We start from the raw sequence: 13,726 nt of genomic DNA, 5'->3' as shown, positions 1-13,726 counted from the left end.
GGCCCACATGCCACAACGGCAGAACCTCAAGCCCGCGCTCGCGGACACGCTGCGCGCGCTGCGCAACGACGTCCAGTCCGGCGCCACCGTCCCGCACGGGGTGAAGACCGTCCAGCCTGGGGAGGGCCTGCAGCTGCTGTCCCCCGAGGGCGCGGAGATCTTCTGGGACTGGGCGACCGCTAACAGCGTGGAGCAGCGCATCCAGGACGGCACGGCGCTGATCGACCAGACCCGGGCGACGCTCGCGCAGACCGAGCAGGAGCTGCAGTCCGCGCAGGACCGGATCGGGCGGGTCGCGGCCGGGGAGATCGAGAAGATCGACGGGCACATCATCATCAACGGCACCGTGGACCTGCCGGCGCTGAACGTGACCGGGGAGCTGTCCACGGCGATCGTGAAGGCCCTGGACGTGGAGGCCCGCCGGGGCATCTTCACGGAGGGTCTCACCGCCCAGGACTCCACCCTGCTGGGCACCACGGTTGCGGAGGTCATCAACGCGGGCACGGTCGCCACCCGGATCATGACCTCGGGTCTGCTGCAGACCACCACGGACACGAACCGCGGCGTGAAGATCGACAACACGGGCATCCGGGCGTGGGACGAGAACGGCTCCCAGACCGTGAATCTCAACGGCAAGGACAACTACATCACTGGGACGTTCGCCACCGCGGAGAAGGAGCAGCGGGTGGAGATCAAGTCCGGAGGCTCTATCGCCGCCGCAGACTTCTACGGCTCCGGGCAGACCACCGACCACCTCGGGGTGTGGCATCAGGCCGATCGCGGCGCGGACACCGTCTCGAAGATCATCTCCTTCAACCAGGTTGCTCAGCACGCGAATTCCCCCGGGGTGCTTATGTACCCGTTCCGCGGGGAGGTCGCGCTCGCCGGGCGGTGGGCGCGAGAGTCGGACACGCTGAAGATGTTTTTCGTCCAGAGCTTCAACGGCATGGACGAGGGCAATTGGATGGACCTCGTTTACACGTACGCGACCCCCTTCACAACGCTTTACTCTCTGCGGTTCCCGGTCCTATCGGTTGAGACCTCCAGCGGCCGCGAGTGCACGGTCGGTATCATCGAGCAGACCGAAAAATATATCAAGATGCGCGTCGTGAACAAATCCGCTGGGCCGACGGGAAAGCTCATCGTCCGCGGCATCGTGTTCAACGCGAACAGTCAAATCTATGGCAGGTATTGGTGACATATGGCACAAACGGATTGGTTCTCACCCGGCGGCGGAGCCGTCGAGATCACCGCAACGGGCCTATATATCGACGGGGAGTTCCTGCCCGACAGGACGCAACCCACAACGGAAGGAACCACCCATGACGCAGACGCCTGACCTCACCCCGCAGGACTACCAGCGGATCATCGCCACCTTGAACGCGCAGAAGGCCGCGGCCGAACTTGCCGCCTTGGAGTGGCAAGTCCGCGCCGAGAACGCCACGGCCGCGCTCGCCGCGCAGACCACCACCGAGGAAGCCACCTCGTGAGCGCGTTCATCCCGTCCCACGACCCGCCCACCTGGTGGGAGCGGGCCCTGACGCACCCGATCATCTGGGTGGCGGCGTGGTCAGTGATCGCTGGCACGCTGCTGGGGGTCTCCCCGTTCTTCCCGGAGTACACCCCCTCCAAGTCGTTGGGTCGCCTGCCGGGGTGGACGGCCGCTCTGCTGGCGGTCACGCTGGTGGGCGGTGGGACGGCGGGGGTGGTTGGCATCCTCAACGACTGGGAGAACCGGTCGCGGGCATGGAACGTGGAGCAGGCGGGCTGGATCCTCATGGCCGCCGGGTGGGCGTCGTACGCGTTCGTGGTGCTGCAGAACTTCCCGCGGTCTCAGTTCTCCTGGGGTCAGGGGGTTATGTTCGTGGCCATGGCCGCCACCCGGGTGGTCGCGTTGCACCTGATGGCCCGGCGTACCCGGGCGAAGCTCCGAGAGATCCGGGAGGCGGCGACCAGCGAGCAGGAGGTGATCACCCGTCATGAGTGAGGACAGCATCGTGGCGATCGTGGTCGCGGTCCTCGCCGGTGGTGGCATCTGGACGTTCCTCGCCGCGCTGATCCCGAAGAAGCAGCCGCCGATCAAGAAGGACGACGCGGAGACCGTCGCCGCGCACACCTCCCAGCAGATGACCCTGGAGCTGCTGCACGACGTGCAGAACGAGCTGCGCGAGACCCGGGAGAACGCGGATCGGGAGTACCGGGCGCGGCTGTGCCTGGAGTCCAAGGTCCAGGGCTTGCAGGCCGACCGTGAGGCCGACCGGCAGGAGCTTGGCCTGCTCCGCCAGGCCGTGGAAGTCCTCGTGGGCGGGTGGCGTGACATTCAGGAGCGGTGGGAGGAGCTGCGCCACCGCCCGGACCCGCCCGCGTTGCCGCACTTCCGCATCCCCCCGCGCCGGGGGTCCGCGGCCACCCACGAGCAATAGACCACCACATACATCAGCCCCGCAGGCATACGCCGCGGGGTTTTCTCATGCCCGAGCACGGGCGGAAAGGAGGGACCCCATGGGCATGCGCCCGGTGCCGGACAGCGCACCGATCACGCAGGAGTACGGGGCGAACCCGTCCGAGATCAACGGCCCGAACGGCCACTCTGGCCGGGACTACGGGGTGACCACCGGCACCCCCGTGGTGTCGCTCGTGGACGGCGTTGTGCGGTGGGCGGACTGGTGCACGAAGTTGCCGGGTGGCCCGAACGGATGGGCGGCCCGCTGGTTCCTGTCCCTGACGTTCGGCGGGATCGTGGTGGTGGTCGAGCACGACGACTGCTTCGCGATCACCGCGCACCTCTCGCGCACGGACCTCAACCCCGGCGACGTCGTGGCCAAGGGCCAGGTCATCGGCTGGTCTGGTGCCACGGGGCTGGGTACGGGCCCGCACGCGCACACCGAGATCCTCCCGAAGCCGGTGAACTACTCCATCGGCTCCTACGGGCGGATCAACCCCGGGCCCTACCACCTGGAGCCTTACCGGCCACTGACGGGCAAGACGCCGTCGCCGGCGGGCCGGGCCACGCGCAATGGCATCGACGTGTCCTCGCACCAGCCCGCCGACGTCACGAAGCGGGTGGCGGCGGACTTCGTGATCGTCAAGGCCACGGAGGGCACGGGGTACGTGAACCCGTTCCTGGGCGAGCAGGTGGCCGCGGCCCGCACCCGCGGGGCGGCCGTGGGGCTCTACCACTTCGCCACCGCACAGGCGTCCTCGGATGAGGAGGCCGCGGCGTTCCTGCGGGCCGCGAAGCCCTACCTCGACGCGGGGGCGGTCGCGTTCCTGGACTGGGAACCGGCGGGACTGACCTCATACACGGCGTGGGCGGAGGACTGGCTGCGCCGCGTGGACCAGGCCACGGAACGGACCACGCCGGTGTACATGAACCTGGGGGTCTCCCGGCTCACCTCGTGGTCCGCGTTCGTGAAGCGCCACCCCCTGTGGTTGGCGTACTACGGCAAGGAGGACCACTTCGACGGGTACGCCACGAGCTTCGATCCGCCGGCGGTGCCGGGCTGGCGTCTGGCGCTGTGGCAGTACAGCGAGCACGGTCGGCTTCCCGGCTATGCCGGCTACCTCGACCTCAACGTTTATCTCGGCGGAATCGACCAGTGGGACAAAGCCACTGGCGCCGCCATCGGCATCGACCCTCTGGAGGAGATCATGGGCTGGTACAAGAACAAGGCGGACTTCGAGCACTCCGTGGCCATGGCCGTGCTCGGCTACCGCAACCCGAAGGTCAACGGGAACCGCGACGCGTACGCGTTGCTGACCGAGGCCGCGAAGAACACCAGGGGTCTGCTCGGCCTCGTGAAGGGGATCCCCGCGTCCGTGATGGGCGTGAAGGTCGTCCGCAAGGGCAAGGACGCCGGCACGACCGTCACCCCCGCTGAGGCCCTGGCCTGGGAGCGGGACAACGCCGCCACCGACCGCACCAACGCGGAGAGGATCCTGAGCATCCTCACCAGCATCGAGCAGCGCCTGACCGCGCTGGAAACCACGAAGGAGTCCTGATCATGGCAGCAGCAGTGACCACAACCCCGGACGGCAAGACCGCCGGCCGGGTGACCATGGCGACCACGGTCGCCTCGCTCGTGCCTCCGCTGGCTGCGGCGGCCGTGGTGATCGTCTGCTTCCTCGTGGGGATCCTCGACGCGGAGGCCGCGGCCGCGGCGATCCTCGCGATCCTGGCGACTGCGGGTCTCACGACCAGCGCCGTGTTCACCACGGCGAAGAACACGCCCACGGACCAGGTTGTGGTCCGCCGCGAGATCCTCACTGCGCAGGAGGGCACGGCCGAGGAGAAGGAGGCCGCCGCCGTTGCGGCCGCCCCGCAGCCGGCTGGTGTGCCCGGGGCCGTCCCGGACGGGACGGGCGAGCACCGCGCAGCCGAGGACACGGCTTCTGTCGGATCTACGGTCGCGGCCGTGGAGCCGGCGGACCCGGACCCGGTGGTCACCGAGACCACCGTCGAGGTGCCCTGACCCCATACAGCGAAGCGCCCCCACCATCCCGGTGGGGGCGCTTCCGTCATGCCCAGGGACCGGTCCATCAGTCCAAGGCCGCTGCCGCGGCCTGATCCGCGTCGTCCGCCAGGTGCCCGTACGTGTCCGACGTCGTCTTGATGGACTCGTGCCCGAGCCGCCGCTGGATCACGGTCAGCGGCACCCCGGCCGCGATCAGCCACGACGCGTGCGTGTGCCGCAGGTCGTGCACACGCGGCGTCCCGGGGAGCTGCTTACCGACCTTGGCCAACGCTGGTTGCCACATGGCCTTGTGGAACTCGCCGTTCCAGATCCGCCCCCCGTGATACCCGGTGAACAGCAGCTCGTCCCGCCCGCGCCCCCTCGCGCGCCCCTGCACCAGCGAAGTGAGCGCCGCCGGCATCACCACGGTGCGCCGCCCGCGCGAGGTCTTGGGTGCTCCGATGACCCACCCGTCCCCGTTCTCCTTCCACGCACGGGTGACGTGCACCGTCCCGCGCTCGCTGGTGAGGTCGACGTCGCGGATGCGCAGAGCCGTGGCTTCGGACCAGCGCAGCCCGGTGCCGGCGAGGAAGTGGATGAAGGGGCGGTAGTGCTCGGACATGGCCCCGGCGATCGCATCTACTTGGTCGCGGGTGAGAAAGACGGGCTCGCGGCGGCTGTTGGACTTCGTGAAGCGGATGCCGTGCGCCACGTTGGTGGGGACGTGGCCGTCCCGCTGGGCGTCACCCAGGGCGGCTGACAGCAGGGAGTGGACGTTCTTCTTGCTCTTGGTGGCCAGGGGCAGGCCATTGAGCCACCGGGAGACGTCCACGCGGGCGAGGGTGTCGATGGGGATCCCGCCGAGCTCGGTCTGCGTGATGTGACGGTCGGCGAGCAGTCGGTAGCGGTGCCGCGTACCGGGGGTGACGCTCGTGAGAGTCTCGATGTGGTTCGCCACCGTCGCGGCCACGGTGGGGGCGGGGGAGCGGAGCCGAGCTGCAGCTTGGGCCGCGAGGGCGAAGCTCTGCCCGTTGGCGTTGAGGAAGTCACGCAGCTCGAGCGCATCCTGCTTGGTGACCATCGACCGGGACGTCTGCTTGCCGGTCTCGGCTTCGCGCCAGAGCACGGCCCAGGTGATCGTCCCGTCCTTTCGCACGCGCTCGCGGATGCTTGCCATGGGGTTGAGCATAGGGGCCGTGTCAACGAAAAACGGCCTCGTGTCAACGAGGCCGTTCCTGTACCGCTCTGACTAGGCGGTTTACGGTGCCCAAGGTGGGACTCGAACCCACACATGTCTCCATACCGCATTTTGAGTGCGGCGCGTCTGCCAATTCCGCCACTTGGGCCCGGACCGTGCGCGTCCCGCCGCGGATCGTCGAGGGATCCGGGGGCTCCGGCGCCGGTGCGGCTCACAGCCTACATGATGGGACTAGCATGACAGGGACACCGGGCGCCCCGCCGGTGACCCCGCCCGGCGCGGCGGTGTGCTGTGCCTCACGGGGCGCCGGGGCCGCGCCCGTGGTTGGATGCGGTCTCGAGACGAACGTGACCACCTCGAGACCAGGAGTGCCCGTGACGGATACGCCGACCACCCCCGAGCCCGCCCCGACACCGTCGGAGGAGCTGGGCGAGCAGGAGACCGCATCGACCGCGGACGCCACAGGGACCGCACCCCGGACGGTCGTCGTGGCCGAGGACGAGGCCCTGATCCGCATGGACGTCGTGGAGATGCTCGAGGACGCCGGCTACCGCGTGGTGGCCCAGGCCGAGAACGGCGAGCAGGCGGTGGCACTGGCCACCGAGCACCGCCCGGACCTCGTGCTGATGGACGTCAAGATGCCCGTGATGGACGGCATCACGGCTGCGGAGCAGATCGCCGCGGACCGGATCGCCCCCGTGGTGCTGCTGACCGCCTTCAGCCAGCGCGAGCTCGTGGAGCGCGCCCGCGAGGCCGGGGCCATGGCCTACGTGGTCAAGCCGTTCACCGTGGACGACGTGGTGCCCGCGATCGAGATCGCCATGTCCCGCTTCGAGGAGATCGCGGCACTCGAGAACGAGGTCGCGGACATGAAGGAGCAGTTCGCCACCCGCAAGCTCGTGGAGCGCGCCAAGTCCCTGCTGCAGTCCAAGATGGGGCTGTCCGAGCCCGAGGCGTTCCGCTGGATCCAGAAGACCTCCATGGACCGCAGGCTGTCCATGCGCGAGGTCGCGGAGGCCATCATCAACCAGGTGGCCTGAGCGTTCCCCAGCTCCCTGTCCGGGGGTGCCCCTAGGATGGGTGCGTGACCGAGACGAGCCAGCAGCCCAGCCAGGATCCGAGCACGCCCCGCACGGTGGTGATCGGCGAGAAGACCGACGCCCCGCAGCAGGTGCCCCTGCCCGAACCGGTGTCCCGCCCGGACAGGAGGCTGCTGCTCATCGACGGGCACTCCCTGGCGTTCCGTGCCTTCTTCGCGCTGTCCCGCGCCGCCGAGTACGGCGGCGGTCCCGGATTCGTGACCTCCGAGGGTGTGCACACGGAGGGCGTCTACGGCTTCGTGAACACCATGGTCAAGCTCGTGCGCGAGGAGAAGCCCACGCACCTGGTGGTCTCCTTCGACCTCGAGGGCCCCACGCTGCGCTCCCAGGAGTACGGGGAGTACAAGGGCGGCCGCGACGAGACCCCCGAGGAGTTCCACGGCCAGGTCCCCAACATCCAGCGTGTCCTGGAGGCCCTGGGCGTGCCGATCGTCACCATGGAGGGCTACGAGGCGGACGACGTCCTGGCCACGCTGGCCTCCCGGGCTGCCGCAGACGACTTCGAGGTCCTCGTGTTCTCCGGGGACCGGGACGCGTTCCAGATGATCACGGACCACGTGAACGTGGTCTACCCCGGCCGCACCCCCTCGGACCTGCGCCGCATGGACGCGGCCGCCGTGTTCGAGAAGTACAAGGTGGCGCCCCAGAACTACCCCGATCTCGCCGCGCTCACGGGCGAGACCGCGGACAACCTCCCGGGTGTCCCGGGGGTGGGCCCCGGTTTCGCCGCCAAGTGGATCACCGCCTACGGCCCCGTGGAGTCCCTGCTGGAGCACGCGGGGAAGATCACCGGCAAGAAGGGGGAGGCCCTGCGCGAGAACGAGGACCTCGTGCGGCGCAACCGCAAGCTCAACCGGCTCGTCACGGACCTGCCCCTGGACATCGACCTGTCCACCGCGGTGCTGCCGCGGGCCGACGCCGAGCGCGTGGGCGAGGTCTTCGACGAGCTCGAGTTCGGCTCCCAGCTGCGCGGACGCCTGCTGGACGCCTTCGGCGGGGACGTTCCCGCGGACGACGCCGCCGTGCTCGCCCCCGCCACGGACGTCACCGTGGTGCGCACCGCCCAGGAGTTCGCCGACTGGTTGGCCGTGCAGGAGGACGGTGTGCCCGTCGTCGTGCGCCGGCTGTCCCCGGACCCCAAGGCGCTCAGCGGGGAAGAGGTCACCACGCTCGTGCTCACCGGGGACACGGGTGCCGTGGTCGACCTCGTGGCGGCGGACGAGGACCTCACGCACGCCGTGGAGTCCTGGCTCGGGGACGTCGCGGCCCCCAAGATCGTGGACGGCCTCAAGGACCTGTACCACGGCCTGATCCAGCGCGGCATCGACCTCGCGGGGGCCGTGGACGACGTCCAGCTCTCGGGCTATCTGGTGCGGCCCGCGCTGCGCTCCTACGAGCTGGAGGCCCAGCTGGCCCAGCACCTCGAGGTCGAGGTCCCCGCGGCGGAGGACACCGCCGGGGATGCGCACGGGCAGACCGAGCTGGCCCTGGACCAGGAGGACGGGCTCGGCGACGTGAGCGAGGCGGTGCTGGTGCGCGAGGCCACCCTCGGTCGCGCGTGCCGGGACCTCAGCGAGCACCTGCGCGGGCTGCTGGAGGCGGACGGGCAGCTCGGACTGCTCACCGAGCTCGAGATGCCGCTCGCGGTGATCCTCGCGCGCATGGAGGCCACCGGGATCGCGATGGACCGGCCGGGGATCGACGCCCTGTTCGAGGACCTCCAGCACCCGATCGACCAGGCGTTCGAGCAGGCCCAGGCCCAGCTCGACCACGAGGTCAACCTGGGCTCCACCAAGCAGCTGCAGGCCGTGATGTTCGACGAGCTGGGACTGCCCAAGACCAAGAAGACCAAGACCGGCTACACCACGGACGCCGCCGCCGTGGCGGACCTGATCGGCAAGGTCTCCCCGGACACCCCCGGCTCCCGGTTCCTGGTGGCCCTGATGCACTGGCGCGAGTACTCCAAGCTCAAGCAGATCGTGGCCGGGCTCCGGGACGCGATCGCGGACGACGGCCGCATCCACACCACCTACCAGCAGACCGTGGCGGCCACCGGGCGGCTCTCCTCCACGGGCCCCAACCTGCAGAACATCCCGGTGCGCACCGAGCAGGGCCAGCGCATCCGGGACGTCTTCGTGGTGGGGGAGGACTCCGCGGGGCCCTTCGAGTGCCTCATGACCGCGGACTACTCCCAGATCGAGATGCGGATCATGGCGCACCTGTCCGGGGACGAGGGGCTGATCGAGGCCTTCCGGGGCGGCGAGGACCTGCACCGGTTCGTGGGCTCCCGCGTCTTCGACGTGGCCCCCGAGGACGTCACCCCGCAGATGCGCTCCAAGGTCAAGGCCATGAGCTACGGGCTGGTCTACGGGCTGAGCTCCTACGGGCTCTCCCAGCAGCTGAACATCGGCGTGGATGAGGCCCGGACCATGATGAGCGGCTACTTCGAGCGCTTCGGCGGTGTGCGGGACTTCCTGCGCGGCGTCGTCGAGGAGGCCCGGTCCAAGGGCTACACCGAGACCATCGACGGCCGCCGCCGCTATCTCCCGGACCTCACGAGCGACAACCGGCAGGCTCGCCAGGCCGCGGAGCGCATGGCCCTGAACGCCCCCATCCAGGGCTCCGCGGCGGACATCATCAAGAAGGCGATGATCGGTGTGGACCGGGCGCTGCGCGACGGAGAACTCCGCTCCCGTGTGCTGCTGCAGGTCCACGACGAGCTCATCGTGGAGGTGGCCCCCGGGGAGAAGGACGCCGTGGAGAAGATCCTGCGCACCGAGATGGCCGGCGCGGCCGATCTCACGGTGCCCCTGGACGTGAACGTGGGCACCGGGCCCACGTGGCACCAGGCGGCGCACTGACCACTGCCCGACCCCCCGCCCGGCAGTTCTGATCGGCTGCCGGGCACCGCACCCCCCGACCCCCTGCGGCCCCGAACGGCTCCTCCCTCCGAGGGACGGAACCGGGGACCGGAGCACGGAACGAAGGAGCACGATGAGCACGACACCCCCTCAGGACCAGCCCACCGAGACCACCCACACCGCCCGGGGCAACACCTACCGGCTGCGGCGGTTCACCGTGACCGAGGGCTCGCTCGCGGACAACCCCGAGGCCGTGCAGTGGAACCGCGCCGTGTACCAGGGCTTCCACGACGCCGAGCCCACCGACGAGGCCACCCGGCGGATCCTGCGCTCCCTGCGGGAGGCGGGCACCCGGCTGCGCTGCGTGTACACGACGGATCCCGTGCCCCCCGCGGCCCTGGGGGCGGAGCGTCCCGTGGCCACGTTCTGCTCGTGGGACTCCGAGCTGACGCTGGGCGAGGGCCGCAGCATCCCCGCGTGGCTGATCTCCGAGGTCACCGTGCGACCCACCCACGCCCGCCGGGGACTGCTGCGCCGCCTCATGACGCAGGACCTCACCGAGGCGCACGAGGCCGGGTTCCCGATCGCGGCGCTGACCGCCTCCGAGGCCACGATCTACGGGCGGTTCGGATTCGGCGCGGCCACCTTCAACGCCGAGGTCACGGTGGACGCGCACTCCCGGCTCCAGCTCAAGGCCCCCACCGTGGGGACCGTCGAGATGGCCGACAACCTGGCCGTGGCCGAGCTTGCCCCGCAGATCTTCGAACGCTTCCACCGCACCACCGCCGGTTCGCTGCGGCGGACGGTGAAGTGGTGGGACTACGTCTCGGGGCAGTGGAACTGGCACCGCGGCGCCGCCGAACCCGAGCTGCGCACCGCCGTGCACTACGACGAGCAGGGCCAGCCGGACGGCTACGTCAGCTACAAGTTCCTGCCCACCCAGGGCTACGAGGGAACCCTTGAGGTCGTGGACCTGGTGGGCGCGGACTCCCAGGCGCAGATCGCCCTGTGGGAGTTCCTGTGCAACCTGGACCTCGTCACCGAGGTGCGCTACAGGTCGGCCCCCATCGAGGACCCCCTGATGTGGGGCATGGTGGACATGTCCGCGTACACCGTGCACAAGCGCACCGACCGGGTGTGGCTGCGGGTCCTGGACCCCGTGGCCGCGCTGTCCGCCCGTCACTACACCGCGCACCGGAGGATGACCCTGTCCATCGTGGACTCGCTGGGCTTCGCGGACGGGATCTACGAGATCGACACCACGGGCGAGGAGACCCGGGTGGCGCGGGTGGGGGAGCGGCCCCGCACCGAGAGCGACCGTGCCGGCGCCTCCCTGCCGGCGGTGGAGCTGCCGGAGGGGGTCGACGCCGCGCTGACCGTGGACCTGCTGGGCTCCCTCTACCTGGGCGCGGTCAAGGCGTCCACGCTGCACCAGGCCGGTCTGCTGCGGGTGCGGGACGAGGACGCGCTGCGGGACCTCCAGGACCTGATGACCACCACGGCGGACCCGTACTGCATCTCCCCGTTCTGATCTTCAGCCGCTTGAACACGCACCTGCCGGGCACTAGACTGGTACGGTGCGTGTTTTCGCACGCCCACACCAAGTTCTACTCTTCCGCTCGACCGTGCCCTCGAGGTGCGGGTGCGGAAGTGACAATCCATCACACCAATTCCATCGGAGTCCCTACTACATGACCACCACCACCCAGCAGGTCGCCGTCAACGACATCGGAACCGAAGAGGACTTCCTCGCCGCTGTCGACGCGACCATCAAGTACTTCAACGACGGCGACCTCGTGGAAGGCACCGTCGTCAAGGTCGACCGCGACGAGGTCCTCCTGGACATCGGGTACAAGACCGAAGGTGTCATCCCCTCTCGCGAGCTGTCCATCAAGCACGACATCAACCCCGACGATGTCGTGGCCGTGGGTGACGAGGTGGAGGCTCTGGTCCTCACCAAGGAGGACAAGGAAGGTCGCCTGATCCTGTCCAAGAAGCGCGCCCAGTACGAGCGCGCCTGGGGCGACATCGAGAAGGTCAAGGAGGACGACGGCGTCGTCACCGGTACCGTCATCGAGGTCGTCAAGGGTGGTCTCATCCTGGACATCGGCCTGCGCGGCTTCCTGCCGGCCTCCCTCGTGGAGATGCGTCGCGTCCGCGACCTCGCGCCGTACATCGGCCAGCAGCTCGAGGCCAAGATCATCGAGCTGGACAAGAACCGCAACAACGTGGTCCTGTCCCGCCGTGCATGGCTCGAGCAGACCCAGTCCGAGGTCCGCGCCAACTTCCTGCAGCAGCTGCAGAAGGGCCAGGTCCGCACGGGCACCGTGTCCTCGATCGTCAACTTCGGCGCGTTCGTGGACCTGGGTGGCGTGGACGGCCTCGTGCACGTCTCCGAGCTGTCCTGGAAGCACATCGACCACCCCTCCGAGGTCGTCGAGGTCGGTCAGGAAGTCACCGTGGAGGTCCTGGACGTGGACATGGACCGCGAGCGCGTGTCCCTGTCGCTGAAGGCCACCCAGGAGGATCCCTGGCAGTTGTTCGCCCGCACCCACGCCCTGGGTCAGGTCGTGCCGGGCAAGGTCACCAAGCTGGTTCCGTTCGGTGCGTTCGTGCGCGTCGAGGACGGCATCGAGGGCCTGGTGCACATCTCCGAGCTGGCCCAGCGCCACGTGGACATGGCCGAGCAGGTCGTCTCCGTCAACGAGGAGCTGTTCGTCAAGGTCATTGACATCGACCTGGAGCGCCGCCGCATCTCGCTGTCCCTGAAGCAGGCGAACGAGGGTGTGGACCCTGAGTCCACCGAGTTCGATCCCGCCCAGTACGGCATGGCCGCGGAGTACGACGAGCAGGGCAACTACAAGTACCCCGAGGGCTTCGATCCCGAGACCAACGAGTGGATCGAAGGCTACGAGGAGCAGCGCTCGGCGTGGGAGGAGCAGTACGCTCAGGCCCAGTCCCGCTGGGAGGCCCACAAGGAGCAGGTGCGCAAGCACATCCAGGACGATGCCGAGGCCGCGACCACGTCGTCCTCGTCGTCCTCCTCCTCGTCCAGCCCCTCGCAGAGCCACTCCTCCGGCCCCACGAGCTTCTCGTCCGAGGCTCCGGCCGAGGACTCCGGCACGCTGGCGTCCGACGAGGCCCTCGCCGCTCTGCGCGAGAAGCTCACCGGCCACTGAGTCGAGCGTGTGGGTGATCCCGTGAGGGCAACCCGCCCGTGAGAGAGGCCCCGCACCCCGGATGGGGTGCGGGGCTTCTTTGCATGTCCGCCCGGTCAGCGCAGCGGCACGTCCTCCCACCGGGTGGTTCCCTCCACCACCGTGGCGAGACCGGAGGTTGCCGCAGCGAGGTCCTCGTGGGCTCGGGCGATCTGCGCGGCGTGGTCCGGGACGAGCAGATTCAGGGTGGCGTGGGCGGCGTCGTAGCCGGTGGGGAGCACGGTGTATTCCTGCAACCGCAGCTCGGCCTCGATCCGCCCGGCCTCGGCGTGCGGTGCGGACACGCTCAGTTCCCGGCAGCGGAGCCTGCGGGCCAGGGGAGCGGTCTCGAGTGCGGCCGTGATGGCGCCGGAGTAGGCGCGGACCAGACCGCCCGCGCCGAGCTTCACGCCGCCGAACCAGCGGACCACCACGGCGCACACGTCCGAGAGGTCCCCCGGTTCCCCGGCCTCGTGCTGGCGTGGCGTGGCGAACTGGGTGAGCGTCTGCAGCATGGGAACGCCCGCGGTGCCTGCGGGTTCCCCGTCGTCCGAGGAGCGGGTGGTGTCCCGCGCGGGACCCAGCACGAACGCGGTGCAGCGGTGGCGGGCGTCCCGGTGCTGGGTGGCGACCTCGGCAATGGCCGTCCGCGCCGCGTCCTCGGAGTCCACCCGGGTGAGCACCGCGAGGAACCGCGACTTCCTGATCTCGAGCTCCGCGGTGTGCGCCGTCCCGGCCCGCAGGACGGTGTAGGACACGTGCGGTGCGCGGCCGGCGTCGGGCTGGTCGGGGTGCGCGTCGGAAGGCATCGTCCCAGTGTAGGCACGCGGGGCCCGGTGCTCCCGGCGCTCTCGTGTCCGGGCACCGTGGACCGATACAGTGAGCACGGCCACCGTCGCGGTGGCCGAACGCGTCC

General features: G+C 69.6%; 12 protein-coding genes and 1 tRNA gene. 10 read left to right on the top strand and 3 right to left on the bottom strand.

Annotated elements, in window-relative coordinates; translation table 11 throughout:
- Positions 1 to 7 precede the first annotated feature (7 nt).
- The 6 genes from AABM36_RS08280 to AABM36_RS08255 all read left to right on the top strand — a co-directional run bounded on the left by AABM36_RS08280 (position 8) and on the right by AABM36_RS08255 (position 4,472).
- Positions 8 to 1,198 (top strand): hypothetical protein, encoded by a 1,191-nt coding sequence (locus tag AABM36_RS08280; protein WP_423445732.1) that lies wholly within the window; start codon positions 8 to 10, stop codon positions 1,196 to 1,198.
- Between the two features lie 124 nt (positions 1,199 to 1,322).
- Positions 1,323 to 1,490 carry a hypothetical protein gene (locus AABM36_RS08275; protein ID WP_423445730.1) on the top strand — a complete coding sequence of 56 codons (168 nt, stop codon included), beginning with the start codon at positions 1,323 to 1,325 and terminating at the stop codon, positions 1,488 to 1,490.
- On the top strand, positions 1,487 to 1,987 hold the full coding sequence (locus AABM36_RS08270; protein WP_423445728.1) for a hypothetical protein: 501 nt from the start codon (positions 1,487 to 1,489) through the stop codon (positions 1,985 to 1,987). Before AABM36_RS08275 ends, AABM36_RS08270 begins: the two co-directional genes overlap by 4 nt.
- On the top strand, positions 1,980 to 2,423 hold the full coding sequence (locus AABM36_RS08265; RefSeq protein ID WP_423445726.1) for a hypothetical protein: 444 nt from the start codon (positions 1,980 to 1,982) through the stop codon (positions 2,421 to 2,423). Before AABM36_RS08270 ends, AABM36_RS08265 begins: the two co-directional genes overlap by 8 nt.
- Before the next feature lie 79 nt (positions 2,424 to 2,502).
- Positions 2,503 to 4,002 (top strand): GH25 family lysozyme, encoded by a 1,500-nt coding sequence (locus tag AABM36_RS08260; RefSeq protein ID WP_423445724.1) that lies wholly within the window; start codon positions 2,503 to 2,505, stop codon positions 4,000 to 4,002.
- 2 nt (positions 4,003 to 4,004) lie between these two features.
- Complete coding sequence (locus tag AABM36_RS08255; protein WP_423445722.1) at positions 4,005 to 4,472, top strand: hypothetical protein; 468 nt, start codon at positions 4,005 to 4,007, stop codon at positions 4,470 to 4,472.
- A 67-nt stretch (positions 4,473 to 4,539) separates the two neighbouring features.
- Here the strand turns inward: AABM36_RS08255 and AABM36_RS08250 are convergent, their stop codons facing one another.
- Both AABM36_RS08250 and AABM36_RS08245 read right to left on the bottom strand, forming a co-directional pair.
- Positions 4,540 to 5,631: a tyrosine-type recombinase/integrase gene (locus AABM36_RS08250; RefSeq protein WP_423445720.1), complete on the bottom strand. Its 1,092-nt coding sequence runs from the start codon at positions 5,629 to 5,631 to the stop codon at positions 4,540 to 4,542.
- A gap of 87 nt (positions 5,632 to 5,718) precedes the next feature.
- Positions 5,719 to 5,800: transfer RNA gene (locus AABM36_RS08245), tRNA-Leu, on the bottom strand.
- A 277-nt stretch (positions 5,801 to 6,077) separates the two neighbouring features.
- Between AABM36_RS08245 and AABM36_RS08240 the strand changes: the two genes are divergently transcribed.
- The 4 genes from AABM36_RS08240 to rpsA all read left to right on the top strand — a co-directional run bounded on the left by AABM36_RS08240 (position 6,078) and on the right by rpsA (position 12,792).
- Positions 6,078 to 6,692, top strand: coding sequence for a response regulator (locus tag AABM36_RS08240; RefSeq protein ID WP_121241216.1), 615 nt, complete (start codon positions 6,078 to 6,080; stop codon positions 6,690 to 6,692).
- A 44-nt stretch (positions 6,693 to 6,736) separates the two neighbouring features.
- Positions 6,737 to 9,613 (top strand): DNA polymerase I, encoded by a 2,877-nt coding sequence (gene polA, locus AABM36_RS08235; RefSeq protein WP_121240760.1) that lies wholly within the window; start codon positions 6,737 to 6,739, stop codon positions 9,611 to 9,613.
- 133 nt (positions 9,614 to 9,746) lie between these two features.
- A complete protein-coding gene (locus tag AABM36_RS08230) occupies positions 9,747 to 11,144 on the top strand; it encodes a GNAT family N-acetyltransferase (RefSeq protein ID WP_121240758.1) in 1,398 nt (465 codons plus the stop codon).
- Positions 11,145 to 11,304: 160 nt separating this feature from the next.
- Complete coding sequence (rpsA, locus tag AABM36_RS08225; RefSeq protein ID WP_121240756.1) at positions 11,305 to 12,792, top strand: 30S ribosomal protein S1; 1,488 nt, start codon at positions 11,305 to 11,307, stop codon at positions 12,790 to 12,792.
- Positions 12,793 to 12,887: 95 nt separating this feature from the next.
- Here the strand turns inward: rpsA and AABM36_RS08220 are convergent, their stop codons facing one another.
- Positions 12,888 to 13,619, bottom strand: a complete 732-nt coding sequence (locus AABM36_RS08220) for an IMPACT family protein (RefSeq protein ID WP_121240754.1) — start codon at positions 13,617 to 13,619, stop codon at positions 12,888 to 12,890.
- Positions 13,620 to 13,726 lie beyond the last annotated feature (107 nt).

It is taken from the genome of Kocuria sp. KSNUG, assembly GCF_049532735.1.
In the GTDB taxonomy this organism is placed as follows: domain Bacteria; phylum Actinomycetota; class Actinomycetes; order Actinomycetales; family Micrococcaceae; genus Kocuria; species Kocuria rhizophila.
The sequence above is the reverse complement of the archived record's forward strand: the minus strand, read 5'-3'. Positions and strand labels throughout refer to the sequence as shown.